This window comes from Achromobacter sp. RTa (genome assembly GCF_000757485.1).
Taxonomy (GTDB): Bacteria; Pseudomonadota; Gammaproteobacteria; order Burkholderiales; family Burkholderiaceae_B; genus Achromobacter.
On the sequence record NZ_JPYO01000046.1, the window covers coordinates 97257 to 113663 of the forward strand.

Genomic DNA, 16407 nt, shown 5'->3' on the forward strand with positions numbered 1-16407 from the left:
TGCCGGGCGCTGTCTGCACACGGCCGCATGGGTTGCGCGCGCTGGAGGGGGGGCCTGCCCCGGATTTCTCGCGCTTTACCCATCCTGCTGCCATTTTTTTTGGGCAGGACGTCACAAAACGGGCGGCCCGCGCGTCTTAGGGGCATGGACTCCAAAAATTTCCCCGCCGACTCGATCGCGGCCGCCGCCGCTGGTCCCCATTCACCCCCGGGCGCGGGCGCCGATTCGCTGGCGGACAGTTTCGCCACCAGCTATGCCGGCGTCGTGGCCTTCATCGCCGTCGCGTCGGAGGGCAATTTCGCCAAGGCCGGAGACCGCCTGGGCATCGGCCGCTCCGCCGTGAGCCGCAGTGTGCAGAAGCTGGAAGACCAGTTGGGCGTCCGGCTCTTCGTGCGCACGACCCGAAGCACCTCGCTGACCCGCGAGGGCGAACGGTTCTACGAGAACTGCTTTCCGGGCGTCGAGCGCATCGTGCAGGCGCTGGACGATATGCGCGAGCTGCGCGAGGGGCCGCCCTCGGGCCAGTTGCGGGTGTGTTCGACGGTGGGCTTCGGGCGCAAGATCGTCGCGCCCCTGCTGAAAGGCTTCCGCGAGGCCTACCCGGACATATCCGTGGAACTCATGCTGGACGACGCGCCCACCGATTTCACGAAGGACCGCATCGATGTGTCCTTCCGCAACGGCCGGATGGAAGACAGCCAGGTGATCGCCAAGCAGTTGATCCCCATGCAGATGCTGCTGTGCGCCTCGCCTGCGTATGCCCAGGCCCACCCGCTCCCGCGGGAGATCGAAGACCTTGCCCGGCACCGCTGCGTGAATTTCCGGCTGGCGTCCGGGCGCGTATACGAGTGGGAGTTCAAGGTGGGCGGCTATATGCGCAAGTTTGCGCCGCCCGCGATGCTGGCCTTCAACGATGCCGACCTGGTCCTGCAGGCCGTGCTCGACGGAGAGGGCATCGCCCAGATGGCTGGCTACCAGATCAGCGAGCACCTGCGCGCCGGCACGCTGGTCGCGTGCCTGCCGCAGTACTCTCCCGACGACCGGGGCCATTATCTCTGCTATCTCAGCCGCCAGCACCTGCCGGGGCGCATCCGCGTATTCATCGACTACATGACCACGAAGATTCGCGCGCTGGACCTGCAAAGCCTGGAAAGCCAGCTGCTGAAGCGCTAGCAGGCAAACCGCTATTCGGTCAGCACGACCACGCTATGTATGCCTTGCCGCGCCATCTTGGAGTAGGGGCACAGCCGCTCGGTGTTGCGCACCAGTTCCTCGGCCACGGCACGGTCCAGCCCCGGAAGGCGGATCGTGATGTGGGCGGCCAGGGCGTAAAGGCCGTCCACCGGGTCGCGGCCGAACGTGATGGCCGCCTTGACCGTGGCGTCGGGAATCGCAAGGCCGGCCTTGGCGGCCAGCAGGCAGAGGGCGCCGTGGAAGCAGGCGGCGTAGCCGGCCGCGAACAGTTGCTCCGGGTTGCTGCCTCCGCCGGGGCCGCCGAGTTCGGGCGGAAGCCGCAGGTCGACCTGCAGCGCGCCGTCGTCGGAGCGGGCGATGCCCGAAGCCCGGCCATGCGCGGCTTCGCCGCCTTCCACGGTGACGGTGGCGGTATACAAGGGCTGGAATTCTTCCCCGCGGTACTTGTCCAGCAGGGTCAGGGAGGGAGGTTGCAGTTTGCTCATGAGTGTCCCGTCGGACCGGTTCCTGGGGAAATGGCGGCGGCGATCGCCGAAAGCCGCCATTTTCTCCCAGTTCGTCCTTATTTCTTTGCGTTGGCGCTGCTGAACCAGGTCTCGAAGCCGATTTCTCCTAGGCGCGGGCCGGGGCCGGGCACCAGGGTATCGTCCTCCAGCAGGGCGCCGAAGTAGCGCGCCTGCTCGTCCGCCACCACCTTGCGTCCATCGCCGGTCTTCTGCAGATAGCGTTGCACGAGGGCAGCCAGGCGCACGCGCTCGGGGCCGGCGATCTCGATAGTGCCGTTCACCGGCGGAGCGAGCGTGGCGTCCGCCATGGCCAGGGCCACGTCGTCCGAGGCGATCGGCTGCACGTAGGCGGGCGACAGGTGGATCTCATCGCCGACGGCGCCCGACTGCACGATGCCGCCCAGGAACTCGAAGAACTGCGTGCTGTGGACGATGGTGTACGGAATGGAAGCGGCCTTGATCAGCTTCTCTTGCGCGATCTTGCCGCGGAAGTAGCCGCTTTCGGCCAGGCGGTGCGTTCCCACCACCGACAGCGCCACGTGATGGCGCACGCCGGCCGCGGCTTCAGCCGCCAGCAGGTTGCGGCCGGAAGTCTCGAAGAATTCCAGCACCGCGCGGTCCTCGAACGAAGGGGAGTTGGCGACGTCGACCACGACGTCGACACCGGCCAGCGCTTCCGCCAGCCCCGCGCCCGTAATGGTGTTCACGCCCGTGGCGGGCGATGCGGCAACCGCTTCGTGGCCGCGTTCGGCCAGGATCTTGACGAGTTTGGAACCGATCAGGCCGGTTCCGCCGATGACGAGGATCTTCATGACGGTCTCCTTAATCCAGCTTGGCTTTGTCCAGGCCGTAGGCCTTGTCGGCCGAACCCGGCACGGTGCGGAAGCCCACGTTGAGGCGGTTCCAGCCATTGATGGCCATGACCGCGAAGCTCAGGTCCGATATTTCCTTCTCCGAGAATTCCGAGCGCACGCGCTCGTAGACCTCGTCGGGCACGCCCTGTTCGGGCAGGCGGGTCAGGACTTCGGTCCAGGCCAGGGCCGCGCGCTCCCGCGGCGAGAACAGCGTGGATTCGCGCCAGATGGCGATATGGTGCAGGCGCAGTTCGCGCTCGCCGTGGATCTTTGCCTGCTTGACGTGCATGTCCAGGCAGAAGCCGCAGCCATTCATTTGGGAGGCCCGGATCTCGACAAGATGCAGGATCGGCGATTCTATGGCGCCCGATTGCAGAAGCATGCCGAATTCGACGAACTTCTTGAACAGCTCGGGAGATTGCGAGAAGGCGTTGACGCGTTGGCTCATGGTGATTCCCTCGGTAGATTTGACGCCGCCCGCAAGGCGGGCCGAAGAGTAAGTTGCAGGCGTTCAGGCAACGTACAAATCGTAGGCGTCGAGGAAATCCCGCGGTAGGCGCGGCGAAGGGATCACCATGTTGCCTGTGGGGCACCAATCGCCGCCCGCCGGCCCGGGCGGGCATTTTCACATTGCGTATCGGTATTTGTTGCACGTGTTGCGCGCTCCTATCCTGTTTTCACCGACATCGATAGGGGCAGCAAATGACGACACTTGAACGCACTCGGCTGGACGTCCGGCCGCTTTCCGTCTTCACCGGCGCCGAGATCCACGGGGTGGATCTCCGGCAGCCGCTGGCGCAGGACGAGATCGACCAGATCAAGGCCGCGCTGCAGCGCTGGAAGGTCGTGTTCTTCCGCGACCAGCACATCGACCACGCGCAGCATCTGGCGTTCGCGCGGCATTTCGGGCGGCCGACGTCGGCCCATCCCTATGACGCCAACCCGCCGGAAGGCTATCCGCAGATCCGCACGATTTCGTCGACATCCAAAGTCGGCCGGCGCGGCGAGCGCTGGCACACCGACGTGACCGGCGTGGTCAATCCGCCCGCGGCCTCGATCCTGCGCGCTGGCGCGCAGGTGCCGGAGTACGGCGGGGATACCGTGTTCACCAATCTCGCCGCGGCATACCGGCACCTGTCGCCCGCCGTGCGCGCGCTTGCCGACGGATTGTGGGCGCGGCATCAGTTCGGCGGCTACAACGGCGACCTGGACAATCAGACCGTGTACGCCCAGCGCGTGCAGGCCAGTCCGCTGGTGTCGGAGCATCCGGTGGTGCGGGTGCTGCCGGAAACGGGCGAACGCGTGCTGTTCGTCAACCCGGGCTTCACGCGGCGGATCAAGGACGTAAGCGACGAGGAAAGCCGCCATCTGTTGAACCTGTTCTTCGAGGAGATCGCGCGGCCTGAGTACACGGCGCGCTTCCGCTGGCGGCCCGGCAGCATCGCCTTTTGGGACAATCGCGCCACCGCGCACCAGGGGCCGGGGGATTTCGCCTATCTGGACGCGGAGCGGGTGCTGTACCGGATCACGCTGGAAGGCGATGTGCCGGAGGGCGTCGACGGCAGGCGTTCCAGCGCCGTGCTGGGCAAGCCGTTCAGCGCCTACGGCATCGATACGGGAGCCGAGGCATGAGCATCGCGCGCAAATCCGTCGTCCGAGGCGCACTGGGACTATTGGCCGGCGTGGTGCTGGGGGCGGGCCTGCTGGGCAATTTCGCGGGGTCGGCGCCCGTGCCCGGCGAAGACGTCAACCGCTATCCGAACCGGCCGGTCAAGATCATCGTGCCGGTGTCGGCGGGCGGCAGCGCCGACAAGCTGGCGCGCACCATCGCGCAGAAGCTGGGCGAAAGATGGAACCAGAGCGTGGTGGTCGAGAACCAGCCTGGCGCCAGCAGCGCCATCGGCAACGCCGCGGTGGCCCATGCCCGCGGCGACGGCTATACCTTGCTGCTGGCCGGCGATGCGCTGTCGCTCAACGCCTTGCAGCCCGGCAAGCTTTCCTACGATCCCCTGCGCGACCTGCGAGGCGTGACCAAGGCCGTCGTCAATCCGCAGTTGCTGGTGGTGCGCCCCGGCCTGGGCGTCCGGACGTTCCAGGAGTTCGCGGAACTGGTGCGACGCCGTCCGGGCGAGATCTCGATGGCCTTGCCGGGTGGCACCGGCAGCCTCCAGCATCTTGCGGTGGAGTTGCTGAACGAGCGCCTCGGCGCCAAGACCAACCAGATTCCGTACCCCGGCGGCGGGCCCGCCACGCTGGATGTGCTGGGCGGCCACGTGGACGCCATGCTGATCACGCTTGCCGCGGCGACCGAGAACGTGCGCAGCGGCAAGCTGGTGGCGTTGGCCGTTACGACGCCATACCGCTCCAAGGCGCTGCCGGAGGTGCCCACCATCCAGGAGGCCGGATTGGCGGACTACGCGGTCGAGAGCTGGCAAGGCCTTTCCGTGCCGGCCTCCACGCCGGCCGCGATCGTCGACCGCATCCACCGCGACGTAGTGGCAGTGCTGCGCGAAACGGAAACCTCGGTGCTGTTGGAAAACCTGGGCTTCACCATCGCGGCCAGCTCGCCCGAAGCCGTGGACCAGACGGTGCGCGACGACATCGCCGCCTATCGGAAAGTGATCGTGTCGGCGGACGTGAAGCTGAAGTAGCCGCCGGACGAGGGCGGCATCGAGGGGCGCGGCGCTTGCCGCGCCCTTTGTCGTTCGCGGCGCGGGAAGGCGCGGCGGCAGCCTCATATTGATATCTGAAACGCTTCTTTGCCTTGGCGTCTTGCGGCAAGCAGCATGGAGGTCCGTTCATTGCACACGAAACAATCTCATGGTTATCCGCAAGTCACCGGGCGCGGCCCGGATCGCATTGTCCCTGGCGCTGGCCGCGGCGGCCGGCGCGGCGCACGCCGACGCGACCCTGGACAAGGTCAGGGAACGCGGCACGATCACCATCGGCGTGCTGGCCAACGGCGGCGTATTCGGTTCGCTGGATCCGGCCACGCAGCAGCTGGTGGGCTGGAACCCCGAGCTGGCGCGCGAGCTGGCCAAGGGCCTGGGGGTGAAGGCGGAACTGGTGCAGGTCCAGACCGCCACGCGCACGCAGTTCCTCATTTCGGGCAAGGTGGACCTGCTGATCGCGTCCATGGAACTGAACCCGGAGCGCGCCGAGATCCTGGGCTACGCGCCCACGCCGTTCTTCCGCGTCGGAGGCGCCGCGGCCACGCTGAAGAACAGCGGCATCGCCAAGTGGGAAGACCTGCGCGGCAAGCCGGTGTGCGTGTCGCAGGGCAGCAGCTTCGCGCGCCCCTTGTCGGCAGACTACGGCGCGCAGGTCAAGGGCTACAAGAGTTCGTCGGATTCGCTGCTGGCGTTGCGCGGCGGCCAGTGCGTGGCGGCGGTGCACGACTCCACGCTGATCCATCCCTTGCTGCGCAATAACCCGGAATGGGCGGATTACCACGCGCCCATCGCCACCGAAGTGCTGCCGGCCAATTCCGTCGTCTGGACCCGCAAGGGCGAGGCCGACACCATCGCGGCCGTGGACAAGGTGGTGCAGGACTGGCACCGCAGCGGCTGGCTGATCGTCACCGAAAAACGGCTGGGCATCGAGCCGCCGCAGCCGCTGCTCGAAGAGTTGCATGCCAAGTACAAGCAGGGCAGCTGAGCGCGCCCCGGACCCCGACGGAAGAACGCAGATGAAGCAATCAGGCATCAAGCCGGCCCTCGCGCTGGCGCTGGCCGCGGCGACGGCCCTGGCGGCCGGCGCCGCGCACGCGGACGCCACGCTGGACCGGATCAAGCAGCGCGGCCGGATCGCCATCGGGATCGATGGCGCCAGCCCGCCGTTCGGGCTGCTGGATCCGGCCACCGGCAAGGTGGGCGGCTTCCAGACCGAACTGGGCGCGGACCTCGCCCGGAGGCTGGGCGTAACGCTGGAGACCGTGCCGGTCACCGCCGCGACGCGCGTGCAGTTCCTGCAGGCGGGCAAGGTCGACCTGCTGATCGCGAACATCCAATGGACGCAGGAACGCAGCGAGATCCTCAGCTATGCGCCCACGCCCTACAACCTGGTGGGCGGCGCGGCCATGGTGTCCAAACAGAGCGGCATCAAGCGCTGGGAGGACCTGAAGGGCAAGGTGGCCTGCGTGTCCCAGGGCAGCAACTTCGCCAAGCCGCTGCACGAGACCTACGGCGCGGTGGTGAAAGGCCTGCGCAACATCCCCGAGTCGCTGCTGGCGCTGAAAGGAGGCAGTTGCGATGCGTCCGTGCACATCCAGCCGGCCCTGTACGAGACGCTGCACGGTCCGAACGGCGGGCAGTGGAACGACTTCGAACTGGCCACGGCCGACCAGCTGATCCCGTCGCCCACCGTCATTTGGACGCGGCGCGGGGAAATCGAGGCGCGCGCCTTCGTGGACGGCGCGATCCGCGACTGGCTCAAGACCGGGCTGCTGCTGCGGGAAGCGGAACGCTTCGGCGTGCCGGCCGATTACCTGAGGCAGGCCAGCGCGGCGGCGCGGGAAGGCCGCTACGAAAGCGCGCCGCCCGAGGCCGCCGCCCGGCCATGACCGAGGGCGGGGCCACCCGGCCCGCCATGCCCGCAACCGACGAATCCTCAAGGCTCATCATGACTGCATCCCTGTTCCCCGGCGTCCTGTCGCGCCGGGCCCGCGGCGCCGAACTGTCGCCCATCGCCGCCGCCGGCGCGCGCGCGGCGCGGCTGGCGGCCGAAGGCCGTTCCATCGTGACGCTGACTTCGGGCGAACCCGATTTCGATACCCCGTCGCCCATCAAGGACGCCGCCGGCGCTGCGCTTGCGCGGGGCCAGACCAAATACACGCCTACCGCGGGCACGGCGGCGCTGCGCCGCGCCGTGGCGCAAGGCTACCGCCAGCGCCATGGGCTGGACGTGGACGCGTCCAATGTCATCGTGTCCAACGGCGGCAAGCAGGTGATCTACCTGGCGCTCAACGCCACGCTGGACGAGGGCGACGAAGTGATCGTGCCGGCCCCGTACTGGCCGACCTTTCCGGACGCCGTCCGGATCAATGGCGGAACGCCGGCCGTGGTGGAGACGCGCGCCGGGGATGGGTTCAAGCTGACGCCGCGGGCGCTGCGCGAGGCGATCACGCCTCGCACGAAATGGCTGATCCTGAATTCGCCCGCCAATCCCTCGGGCGCGGTCTACGGCGACGATGAGCTGGCGGCGCTGGCCGCGGTGCTGCGCGAGGCGCCGCAGGTGCTGGCGCTGTGGGACGAGATGTACGAGGAAATATGGTTCGAGCGGCCGCCCGCTCATCTGCTGCGCGTGGCGCCGGACCTGGCCCATCGCGTGCTGGCGGTCAACGGCGTGTCCAAAGCCTATGCCATGACCGGCTGGCGGATCGGCTGGGGCACCGGGCCGCAGCCACTGATCCACGCGCTGGAAGCGGTGCAGTCTCAAGTGTCCTCGGGCCCCAGTTCGGTGGGCCAGGCGGCGGCCCTCGCGGCGCTGGAGGGCGCGGCCGACGGCTTTGTCGAAACGGCCCGCCTGGCCTATGCGCGGCGGGCGCGGCGCGTGGTGGAGGGGCTGGGCGCGATCGAGGGCCTGCGGGTGCACGCGCCGCAAGGCGCGTTCTTCGCCTGGATCGGCGTAGCGGGCCTGATCGGCGCGGCGCGGCCCGATGGGCGGCTCCTCGCGGACGATGGCGATGTGGCCTCCTGGCTGCTGGAGGCGGAGGGCGTGGCCGTGGTGCGAGGCGCGGCCTATGGCCTGTCGCCATACCTGCGGCTGTCGTTCGCGGCGTCGGACGCCGACATCGAGGCCGCCATCGCCCGCATTGGGCGCGCGGTCGCGGCACTGGCGCCGGCCGGGTCCGACGCCCGGCCGCGGGAGGAGGCCGCATGATCGAGCAGGCATTGCGCGCCTGGGCGGAATTCTTCAAGCCGCTGGGCCTGAACTACGGCTTCGTGCTCGATCCGGGCGAACTGGCCGCCTTCGGCCATGGGCTGCTCGTGACTCTGCAGCTGTGCGCCTGGACGATTCCCGTCAGCCTGCTGTTCGGCGTGCTGATCGCCGCCGGCCTCACCAGCGGCCGCGCCTGGCTGGCCCGGCCGCTGCAGGCCTTCGTGGAGGTCACGCGCAACACACCCACGCTGGTGCAGCTGTACTGCGCCTTCCTGGTGCTGAACATGCTGATCACGCAGAAGCTGGGCGGCGGCAATCCGATCACGCCGTTCGCCTGGGTGGTGATCGTGGTCGCGTTGCACAAGGGCGTGTTCCATGCCGAGGCCCTGCGCGCCGGGATCCAGGCTGTGCCGGGGGTGACGCTGGAAGCGGCGCGCTCGCTGGCGTTTTCGCGCGGCCAGATCCTGGTCCAGGTGCAGCTGCCGCTGGCGCTGCGCTTCGCGCTGCCAGCCCTGGTCAACAACCTGGTGGATCTGGTGAAGATGACCGCGATCGCCTCGGCCATCGCCGTGGGCGACGTGACCTACGAGTCCATCATGATCTGGTCGCACCGGGACAATGTGCTGGAGCTGCTGCTCCTGATCCTGCTGTATTTCGGCCTGCTGACCTGGCTGGTCAGCGTGGGCGGGCGCTGGCTGGAAGAACGTTTGAGGATGCCCGGCTATGGCCAATGATCTTGCATTGAACGCGGGGCGCGGCCAGGCCGCCCGAGGCGGGCCGTCAGCGCTGCTGCGCGACCCTTGGGTCGTTCTGCTGCTGGCGCTTGCCGCGCTGGCCCTGGCCTGGGCCGCCACCGACACCGCGCCGGCGGCCGCGAGGGCGCTGTGGCACTGGTCGCCCGCGCTGCTGCGCGGCCTGGGGGTCAATATCCAGATCAGCGTGCTGGCCATGGCGCTGGGCACGGTCGTGGGCCTGGCGGTGGGCGCTTTGTCGTTATCGCCTTTCGCGCTGCTGCGGCGGCTGACGCGGGCCTATGTGCTGCTGTTCCGCAATGCGCCCATCCTGGTGCTGGTGTACTTCACGACCTACGTATTCCCGTTCGAGCTGAGCGTGGGCGGGTGGAGCGTGCCGTTTCCGGACTGGATCAAGGTCGTGATCGGCCTGGGCCTGCCGGCCAGCGCCAACGTGGCGGAGATCTTCCGCGGGGCGATCCAGTCGATCCCGAGCGCCCAATGGGACGCCGCCCAGTCGTTGGCGTTCCGGCGCGCGCAGATCTTTCGCATGATCGTGCTGCCGCAATGCCTGCGCAGGATGCTGCCCTCGTGGATGAACCTGTACGCCAGCATCACCATGAGCACCTCGCTCGCCTCGCTGGTGGGCGTGCACGACCTGGTCGACACGGCCACCGTGGCAAGCAACACCGTGGCCCGCAGCGATTTCACCATTCTTGTGTATTTCACCCTGTTGGCGCTTTTCTTCGCCTATTGCTATCCCATCGCGCGCTGGACGCGGTATCTGGAACGACGCCATGAGCATCATTGATTTCGAGGCGCGCGCCGCCGCGGCCGCGGCGCCGCCGCCCGCGCCTCTGGTCAGCCTGCGCGACGTGCACCTGGCCTTCGGCCAGACCGAGGTGCTGAAGGGCATCGACGTCGAAGTCCGGCGCGGCCAGGCCGTGTCCATCATCGGCCCGTCGGGCTCGGGCAAGTCCACCATTCTGCGCTGCGTCACGGGCCTGCTGCGCCCACAGCGCGGAGAGATCGAGGTCGACGGCCTGCGGGTGGACGAATTGCGGACGGAAACCGAGCTGATCCGATTGCGCAGGCGGGTGGGCTTCGTGTTCCAGCAATACAACCTGTTCCCGCACCTGAGCGTGCTGCAGAACCTGGTGATCTCGCCGGTCAAGGTCGGCGGCGAGCCGCGGGCGCAGGCCGAAGCGCGGGCCCGTGAGCTGCTGGCCAAGGTGCGCATGGAGCACAAGGAAAACGCCTATCCCGGCGAACTCTCGGGCGGGCAGCAGCAGCGCGTGGCGATCGCGCGAGCGCTGGCGCTGCAGCCCGAGCTGATCCTGTTCGACGAAGTGACCTCGGCGCTGGATCCGGAGATGGTCGGCGAAGTGCTGACCGTGATCCGCGATCTGGTGCAGGACGGCCTGACCTGCATGCTGGTCACGCACGAGATGCGCTTCGCCGAAGAGGTGAGCGACACCGTGTACTTCACCGAAGCCGGGCGCATCGTCGAATCCGGCCCGCCGTCGCGGCTGTTCGGCGCGCCGGCCAGCGGGCGCACGCGCGCCTTCCTGCAACGTTCTTCCGGCGAGCCCGCGGCCCGCAAGGCGTCCGACCCCATCCAGAACTATTTGCGCATCGACCCGCTGCGTCTCGCAGTGTGAACCCTAAGGAGCCATCCATGACCCAAGAATCCGCGATTGCCGCCGAACGCCGCCAGAAGCTGCGGGCGGCCCTGTCCGATATCCAATCCTTGCTGCCGACCGCGGGCGCGGTGACGCGCGAGCACCTGGCCTCCATCACTGCCCGGCTCGAACAGCTGGCGCAGCGGCGAGATCTCTTCCCGGTATCTGACTTTCCGCCGCCGGCGGCGGGGCAGGGCGTGGGCGCTTCCACGCGCTACCGGCTGAACCCGGACGACGCGCCGGACGCGCCGGCGCTCTACCTGAACTCGATCAACCCGGGCAAGACCACCTTGCCGCACGACCACACGACCTGGGCGTGCATCGTGGCGCTGTCGGGCGAGGAACTCAACCGCGTGTACCGCCGCAGCGACGACGGTTCCCGGGCCGGTCAGGCGACGCTGGAGCAACTGCGCGAGGTAGTGGTGCGGCCGGGCCAGTCGGTCTCGTTCCTGCCGGACGACATCCACAGCATCCACGTCACGGGAGCCGCGCCCACGTTGCATTTCCATCTCTACGGCCAGCCGCTGGAAGCGCTGTCGGGCCGGATCGGCATCGACCTGGCCACGGGGGAGATCGTGAACTACAACGCCACGCAGATGAAGCCAGGCCAGGAGGTGCGCGCATGACCGCCGCCCAGGCCCGCGTCCAGACCCGGCTGGTGCACGCCGGTTTGCCCGACCTGAAGCAGGGCGCCGGTCCGGTGAACGTGCCAGTTGTGCGCACCAGCACCGTGCGCTTCGCAGACACCGCCACGCAGGCGGCCCTGGCGGGGCAACGCGCCGCCGGCGAGCGCGTGGCCACCTATGGCCGGCACGGCCTGGACACGCACCAGGCGCTGGAAGAGGCGGTGGCATCGCTGGAAGGGGGCTACCGCAGCCTACTGGCGCCCTCGGGGCTGTCGGCCATCGTGCTGGTGCTGCTGGCCACGCTGGCGCCGGGCGACCACGCGCTGGTCTCCGACGGCGTGTACTCGCCGGTGCGCAAGGTCGACCGCGCGCTCCTGCTGCGCTACGGCATCGAGGTGGAGTACTTCTCCGCCACGCGCGACGCGCTGGAACCGCTGATCCGGCCGAACACGCGGCTGCTATACCTGGAGTCGCCCAGTTCGCTGCTGTACGAGGTACTGGATCTGCCCGCGCTGGCCGCCGCGGCCCGTAGCCACGGCGTGCTGGTGGCGGCCGACAATACCTGGAGCGGCGGCCTGTACTACCAACCGCTCTCGCTCGGCGCGCATATTTCACTGCAGGCCGCGACCAAGTATCTGGCTGGGCATTCTGACGTGATGATGGGCGTGGTGACGGTGGACGGGCCGGATCTGGCCCGGCAGCTCGGCGCCACCGCGGACGCCTTGGGGCTGGCGGTCGGAGCTGACGACGCCTATCTGACCTTGCGCGGTCTGCGCACGCTGGACGTGCGGCTGGCGCGCCACCACGAGAACGCGCTGGCGGTGGCTCAATACCTCGCCGGGCAGCCGGACGTGGCGCGCGTGTATTACCCGGCGCTGGCGCAGGACCCCGGCCATGCGTTGTGGAGGCGCGACTACAGCGGCGCAAGCGGGTTGGTGTCGTTCGCCTTTCGGCATCCGGAGCCGGCCGCGGCCTCTCATTTCATCGATGCGCTGCGCTACTTCTCGATCGGCGCGTCCTGGGGCGGCTATGAGAGCCTGGCGCTGGAAGCCGCGCCCGAGCGGCTGGCGGAGCATGGCTACTGGCGCGATGGCGGCCAGGAGCGGCAATCGGTGGTGCGCTTGCACATCGGCCTTGAGAGCCCGCTCGATCTGATCGAGGACCTCGAACGCGCCTTCGGCGCGACCCGCGACGCCTTGCGCCGCAGCGCCTGAGGCATATGCAAATGAGCGCTTTTCTTTAGGGTTTCCGGCTATGTAGAAGCAACTTCATCCTCTTTGTCCCGGCATGGCCGGCGGCACTAGAATCAGCCCTGTTCCATGTAGGCGGTAGGGCATGTCTTCTCTTTCGATCGATTCGGTGCAGCTTCCCTTCCTCGCGCGTCGGCTGGACGCCATGCGCGAGTTCTATCACCTCATCGTCGGGCTGGACGAGGTTGCGTGCGCGGACGGCCGGCGGCTGCGTTTCGCGCTGGGCGAAGCGACCTTGTCGTTGTCGCCCGTGGACGAGCTGAGCCGGGCCGTCAGGCCCGACTACCTCGCGATCCGGACGCGCGCCTACGACGATATCCTCGCGCGGTTGACGCGCGCGGGCCACCATCCCGTCTGTTCGCCGCCCCAGGCCTCGCCCCGCGTCATGTACGTGAAAGACCCGTCCGGCAACCAGCTGGCCTTCATGGGCTGAGGCGCGCGATGAACTTCCAGCAATTGCGTTCCGTGCGCGAAGCCGTGCGCCAGGACTTCAACCTGACCGACGTATCCGAAAGCCTGCATACCTCGCAGCCCGGCGTGAGCCGCCAGATCCGCGAGCTGGAGGAGGAAGTGGGCGTGGACATCTTCGTGCGTTCGGGCAAGCGGCTCATCGGCCTGACCCCGCCCGGCGTACTGATCCTGCCGCTGGTCGAGCAGATCCTGCAGTGTGCCGACAACATCCGCCACGCGGGCGCGGAATACGCGGACAGCCGGACCGGCGTGCTGTCGATCGCCGCCACGCACTCGCAGGCGCGCTATGCCTTGCCACCGGTCGTCAAGGAATTCCGCCAGCGCTATCCGGACGTGGTGCTGCATCTGCACCAGGGCTCGCCCAAGCAGGTGTCGGAAATGCTGCTGGAGGGCGAGGCCGACATCGGCGTGGCCACCGAGGCCGTGGCCGACTATCCGGGGCTGGTCAACCTGCCGTGCTACCGCTGGAGCCACAGCATCATCGTGCCGGAAGGCCATGCGCTGGAACGCCAGGACGCCGTCACGCTGTCGCAGCTGTCGCGCTATCCCATCATTACCTACGGCCGCGGCTATACCGGGCGGGCGCATATCGACGAAGCCTTCGCGCGCGCGGGCATCACGCCCGACATCGTCATGACCGCGATGGACGCGGATGTGATCAAAACCTACGTGGAGCTGGAGCTGGGCGTGGGCATCGTGGCCGCCGTGGCCTGGGACGCCGAGCGCGACACGCGCCTGCGCGCCATCGACGCCCGCCACCTGTTCGAGATCAACCTGACGCGGCTGGCGATCCGCCGCGGCGCCTGGCTGCGCGGCTATGCCTATCACTTCATCGAGCTGTTCGTGCCCACCCTGACGCGCGAGGTCGTCGAACGCGAGTTGAAGGGCGCGGCCTGAGCGCGGCGCTTGCCGCATATCCATAGACGCATTTCTACGTTGTCCGGAGAGGCCGGCGGGACGTAGTCTGACCCGTTCTTCATCCAAGGAATGACGGGTCATCCCATGAACACACACTCCCCGGCGGCCGCCCCGGCCGCGAGCAAGCACACGGAGCGCGCCCAGGCCGTGCTCGACTTCATCGCCGAGGCGAAGCGGCTGGCGCCGGACCGCGCCCGCGCGACGCCGGACCAGCTGCGGCAGGTGGCAGAGCGCCTGGAGGCGCTGGGCCGCCGTCGCGACCTGTTCCCGCCGGAGGCGTTCAGCGTGGTGCCGGGCCGCCCGGCCTCCATCTACCGGCTGGCGGAGGACGTGGACGGGGGCTATGCGCTTTACCTGTCGCTTGGCGAACCGGGCAAGGCCCAGCCGCCGCACGACCACACGACCTGGGCCATCATCGCCGGCGTGGCGGGCGTGGAGCGCAATGAGGTGTATGCGCGCCGCAAGAGCGCCGATCCCGCCCGCGACATCCTGGCGCACGCGCGCCGCGTGGACGTGGGGCCGGGCCGATCGATCGTGCTCGGGCCAGAGGACGTCCATACCATCGAGCTGGTGGGCGACGAACCGGGCGCGCATCTGCATTTCTACGGCCTGGCGCTGGACCTCCTGCCGGGGCGCGTCGTATTCGAAAGCGCCCAGGGCGGCTCGTACCGCACTTTCTCGCCGCCCGCGGCGATCTTCCACGCCCGCGTTTCGCCGCAGGCCCTGCAGGACGAATTGCGCGGCGAGGCCGAGATCGCCGTGCTGGACGTGCGCGAGGCCGGCCGCTACGCGCGCCGTCATCTGCTGCATGCCGCGCCCGCGCCGCTGTGGCGCCTGGAGCTGCTGGCCGACCGCCTGGTGCCGCGTCGGGGCACCCGCATCGTGCTGGTGGACGACGACGAGACGCTGGCCCACCAGGCCGCGGCCAAGCTGGCGCGCCTGGGATGGACCGATATCGCCGTGCTCGCGGGCGGCACGGATGGCTGGGAGCGCGAAGGCCGCGAACTGTTTTCCGGCACCAACGTGCCCAGCAAGGCCTTCGGCGAAGTCATAGAACACGAGAAGCGCACACCCTGGATCGACGTGGACGAGCTGCACGAGCGCGTCTCACGCGGCGACGACATCGTTGTGGTCGACAGCCGCACGCCCGAGGAATTCCACAACTTCACGCTGCCTTTCTCGCACAGCCTGCCGGGCGCGGAGCTGGTCTACCGCATCCGCGAGCTGGCCCCGGATCCCAAGACCTTCGTCGTGGTGAACTGCGCGGGCCGCACGCGAAGCATCGTCGGCGCGCAGACGCTGATCGACGCCGGCATCCCTAACCGCGTGGCTTCGCTGCGCAACGGGACCATGGAATGGCTGCTGTCCGGCCGCGAGCTGGCCTACGGGCGGCAGGCGGCCTTGCCGGAACCGGACGCGCAGTCGCTGGCCGCCGCGCGCGAGCAGGCGCAGGGCGTGGCGCGGCGGGCCGGCATCGGCTACATCGACGCCGCCACGCTGAAGGCGTTCGAGGCCGAGCAGGACGCCCGCACGCTCTACCGGTTCGACGTGCGCACCCGGGAGGAATACGAATCCGGCCACCTGGAAGGCTGGCGCTGGGCCCCCGGCGGACAACTGGTGCAGGCCACGGACGAATACCTGGCGACGCGCCGGGCCCGCGTGGTGCTGGCGGACTGGGACGGCGTGCGCGCCCTGACCACCGGCGCCTGGCTGGCGCAGCTGGGCGCGGTCGAAGTCTATCTATACCGGCCGCCGGCGCTGGCGCCGCGCCTGACCGGGCCCGAGCCGCGCCGCGCGCTGCGGCACCGTCCCGAGGTCGGCACGCTGCGCGCCGATGCGCTGCGGGCCGCGCTGGACGCGCAGGCGGCCGAGGTGTTCGACGTTGAGTCGCGCGGCGCCTACGAGCGCGGCCACGTGCCCGGCGCGCGCTTCGCGGCGCCGGACCGCCTGGCCGAATTCCTGCCCGCCGACACGGCGCGCGCCATCGTGCTGACCTCGTCGGACGGCGTGCTGGCGGGCGCGGTGGCCGCTGAACTGGCCTGGCGGACCGGGCGGCCGGTGCGCTATCTGCTGGGCGGCACGCGCGCCTGGGCGGCGCAAGGGCTGCCGCTGGCGACCGGCGCGCAAGGCGTGCTGACCGGAGACGACGACCAGAGCATCAGCCCCTACCTGTTCGAGGATCTCGCGGCCCGCGACCAGGGTTTCCGCGAGTATCTGGACTGGGAGCTGGGGCTGGTCGCGCAGCTGGAGCGCGAGGGCAGCCAGGACATCCGCCTCATCGCCCAGGCCTAGCGC

Annotated in this window: 17 protein-coding genes; 14 read left to right on the forward strand and 3 right to left on the reverse strand. The window is 68.9% G+C overall.

The window, feature by feature from the left end; genetic code table 11:
- Positions 1 to 144 precede the first annotated feature (144 nt).
- Positions 145 to 1173 (forward strand): LysR family transcriptional regulator, encoded by a 1029-nt coding sequence (locus JL37_RS27580; RefSeq protein ID WP_081955234.1) that lies wholly within the window; start codon positions 145 to 147, stop codon positions 1171 to 1173.
- A gap of 11 nt (positions 1174 to 1184) precedes the next feature.
- Here the strand turns inward: JL37_RS27580 and JL37_RS27585 are convergent, their stop codons facing one another.
- From JL37_RS27585 to JL37_RS27595, 3 genes are all read right to left on the reverse strand, one after another.
- Positions 1185 to 1679, reverse strand: coding sequence for an Ohr family peroxiredoxin (locus tag JL37_RS27585; protein ID WP_043548383.1), 495 nt, complete (start codon positions 1677 to 1679; stop codon positions 1185 to 1187).
- Positions 1680 to 1756: 77 nt separating this feature from the next.
- Entirely contained in the window at positions 1757 to 2512 is a 756-nt protein-coding gene (locus JL37_RS27590; RefSeq protein ID WP_043548384.1) for an SDR family oxidoreductase, read from the reverse strand.
- A gap of 10 nt (positions 2513 to 2522) precedes the next feature.
- A complete protein-coding gene (locus JL37_RS27595; RefSeq protein ID WP_043548385.1) occupies positions 2523 to 3002 on the reverse strand; it encodes a carboxymuconolactone decarboxylase family protein in 480 nt (159 codons plus the stop codon).
- Positions 3003 to 3256: 254 nt separating this feature from the next.
- Between JL37_RS27595 and JL37_RS27600 the strand changes: the two genes are divergently transcribed.
- The 13 genes from JL37_RS27600 to JL37_RS27660 all read left to right on the forward strand — a co-directional run bounded on the left by JL37_RS27600 (position 3257) and on the right by JL37_RS27660 (position 16404).
- Positions 3257 to 4186 (forward strand): TauD/TfdA family dioxygenase, encoded by a 930-nt coding sequence (locus JL37_RS27600; RefSeq protein ID WP_043548387.1) that lies wholly within the window; start codon positions 3257 to 3259, stop codon positions 4184 to 4186.
- Positions 4183 to 5205: a tripartite tricarboxylate transporter substrate binding protein gene (locus JL37_RS27605; protein WP_043548389.1), complete on the forward strand. Its 1023-nt coding sequence runs from the start codon at positions 4183 to 4185 to the stop codon at positions 5203 to 5205. The genes JL37_RS27600 and JL37_RS27605 overlap by 4 nt, the downstream gene beginning before the upstream one ends.
- Positions 5206 to 5374: 169 nt before the next feature.
- Complete coding sequence (locus JL37_RS27610; RefSeq protein WP_043548391.1) at positions 5375 to 6211, forward strand: transporter substrate-binding domain-containing protein; 837 nt, start codon at positions 5375 to 5377, stop codon at positions 6209 to 6211.
- Positions 6212 to 6242: 31 nt separating this feature from the next.
- On the forward strand, positions 6243 to 7115 hold the full coding sequence (locus JL37_RS27615) for a transporter substrate-binding domain-containing protein (protein WP_052097638.1): 873 nt from the start codon (positions 6243 to 6245) through the stop codon (positions 7113 to 7115).
- Between the two features lie 59 nt (positions 7116 to 7174).
- Positions 7175 to 8434 carry an aminotransferase class I/II-fold pyridoxal phosphate-dependent enzyme gene (locus JL37_RS27620; protein WP_043548795.1) on the forward strand — a complete coding sequence of 420 codons (1260 nt, stop codon included), beginning with the start codon at positions 7175 to 7177 and terminating at the stop codon, positions 8432 to 8434.
- Positions 8431 to 9168, forward strand: a complete 738-nt coding sequence (locus tag JL37_RS27625) for an amino acid ABC transporter permease (RefSeq protein ID WP_043548392.1) — start codon at positions 8431 to 8433, stop codon at positions 9166 to 9168. The genes JL37_RS27620 and JL37_RS27625 overlap by 4 nt, the downstream gene beginning before the upstream one ends.
- Positions 9158 to 9976, forward strand: coding sequence for an amino acid ABC transporter permease (locus JL37_RS27630; protein WP_043548393.1), 819 nt, complete (start codon positions 9158 to 9160; stop codon positions 9974 to 9976). The genes JL37_RS27625 and JL37_RS27630 overlap by 11 nt, the downstream gene beginning before the upstream one ends.
- Positions 9963 to 10826, forward strand: a complete 864-nt coding sequence (locus JL37_RS27635; protein WP_043548395.1) for an amino acid ABC transporter ATP-binding protein — start codon at positions 9963 to 9965, stop codon at positions 10824 to 10826. Before JL37_RS27630 ends, JL37_RS27635 begins: the two co-directional genes overlap by 14 nt.
- A 17-nt stretch (positions 10827 to 10843) precedes the next feature.
- Positions 10844 to 11473, forward strand: a complete 630-nt coding sequence (locus JL37_RS27640; RefSeq protein ID WP_043548397.1) for a cysteine dioxygenase family protein — start codon at positions 10844 to 10846, stop codon at positions 11471 to 11473.
- Positions 11470 to 12687, forward strand: coding sequence for a cystathionine beta-lyase (gene metC, locus JL37_RS27645; protein ID WP_043548398.1), 1218 nt, complete (start codon positions 11470 to 11472; stop codon positions 12685 to 12687). Before JL37_RS27640 ends, metC begins: the two co-directional genes overlap by 4 nt.
- Positions 12688 to 12808: 121 nt before the next feature.
- The gene (locus tag JL37_RS27650; RefSeq protein WP_043548399.1) at positions 12809 to 13156 is read left to right on the forward strand and encodes a VOC family protein; all 348 of its coding nucleotides are present in this window, start codon (positions 12809 to 12811) and stop codon (positions 13154 to 13156) included.
- A gap of 8 nt (positions 13157 to 13164) precedes the next feature.
- Positions 13165 to 14091 (forward strand): CysB family HTH-type transcriptional regulator, encoded by a 927-nt coding sequence (locus JL37_RS27655; RefSeq protein WP_043548400.1) that lies wholly within the window; start codon positions 13165 to 13167, stop codon positions 14089 to 14091.
- A gap of 105 nt (positions 14092 to 14196) precedes the next feature.
- A complete protein-coding gene (locus JL37_RS27660; RefSeq protein ID WP_043548401.1) occupies positions 14197 to 16404 on the forward strand; it encodes a rhodanese-like domain-containing protein in 2208 nt (735 codons plus the stop codon).
- Positions 16405 to 16407: the final 3 nt, after the last annotated feature.

Coding starts and splice junctions, on each gene's coding strand:
- JL37_RS27580 (WP_081955234.1), top strand. CDS start 145: ATGGACTCCAAAAATTTCCCCGCCGACTCGATCGCGGCCGCCGCCGCT.
- JL37_RS27585 (WP_043548383.1), bottom strand. CDS start 1,679: ATGAGCAAACTGCAACCTCCCTCCCTGACCCTGCTGGACAAGTACCGC.
- JL37_RS27590 (WP_043548384.1), bottom strand. CDS start 2,512: ATGAAGATCCTCGTCATCGGCGGAACCGGCCTGATCGGTTCCAAACTC.
- JL37_RS27595 (WP_043548385.1), bottom strand. CDS start 3,002: ATGAGCCAACGCGTCAACGCCTTCTCGCAATCTCCCGAGCTGTTCAAG.
- JL37_RS27600 (WP_043548387.1), top strand. CDS start 3,257: ATGACGACACTTGAACGCACTCGGCTGGACGTCCGGCCGCTTTCCGTC.
- JL37_RS27605 (WP_043548389.1), top strand. CDS start 4,183: ATGAGCATCGCGCGCAAATCCGTCGTCCGAGGCGCACTGGGACTATTG.
- JL37_RS27610 (WP_043548391.1), top strand. CDS start 5,375: ATGGTTATCCGCAAGTCACCGGGCGCGGCCCGGATCGCATTGTCCCTG.
- JL37_RS27615 (WP_052097638.1), top strand. CDS start 6,243: ATGAAGCAATCAGGCATCAAGCCGGCCCTCGCGCTGGCGCTGGCCGCG.
- JL37_RS27620 (WP_043548795.1), top strand. CDS start 7,175: ATGACTGCATCCCTGTTCCCCGGCGTCCTGTCGCGCCGGGCCCGCGGC.
- JL37_RS27625 (WP_043548392.1), top strand. CDS start 8,431: ATGATCGAGCAGGCATTGCGCGCCTGGGCGGAATTCTTCAAGCCGCTG.
- JL37_RS27630 (WP_043548393.1), top strand. CDS start 9,158: ATGGCCAATGATCTTGCATTGAACGCGGGGCGCGGCCAGGCCGCCCGA.
- JL37_RS27635 (WP_043548395.1), top strand. CDS start 9,963: ATGAGCATCATTGATTTCGAGGCGCGCGCCGCCGCGGCCGCGGCGCCG.
- JL37_RS27640 (WP_043548397.1), top strand. CDS start 10,844: ATGACCCAAGAATCCGCGATTGCCGCCGAACGCCGCCAGAAGCTGCGG.
- metC (WP_043548398.1), top strand. CDS start 11,470: ATGACCGCCGCCCAGGCCCGCGTCCAGACCCGGCTGGTGCACGCCGGT.
- JL37_RS27650 (WP_043548399.1), top strand. CDS start 12,809: ATGTCTTCTCTTTCGATCGATTCGGTGCAGCTTCCCTTCCTCGCGCGT.
- JL37_RS27655 (WP_043548400.1), top strand. CDS start 13,165: ATGAACTTCCAGCAATTGCGTTCCGTGCGCGAAGCCGTGCGCCAGGAC.
- JL37_RS27660 (WP_043548401.1), top strand. CDS start 14,197: ATGAACACACACTCCCCGGCGGCCGCCCCGGCCGCGAGCAAGCACACG.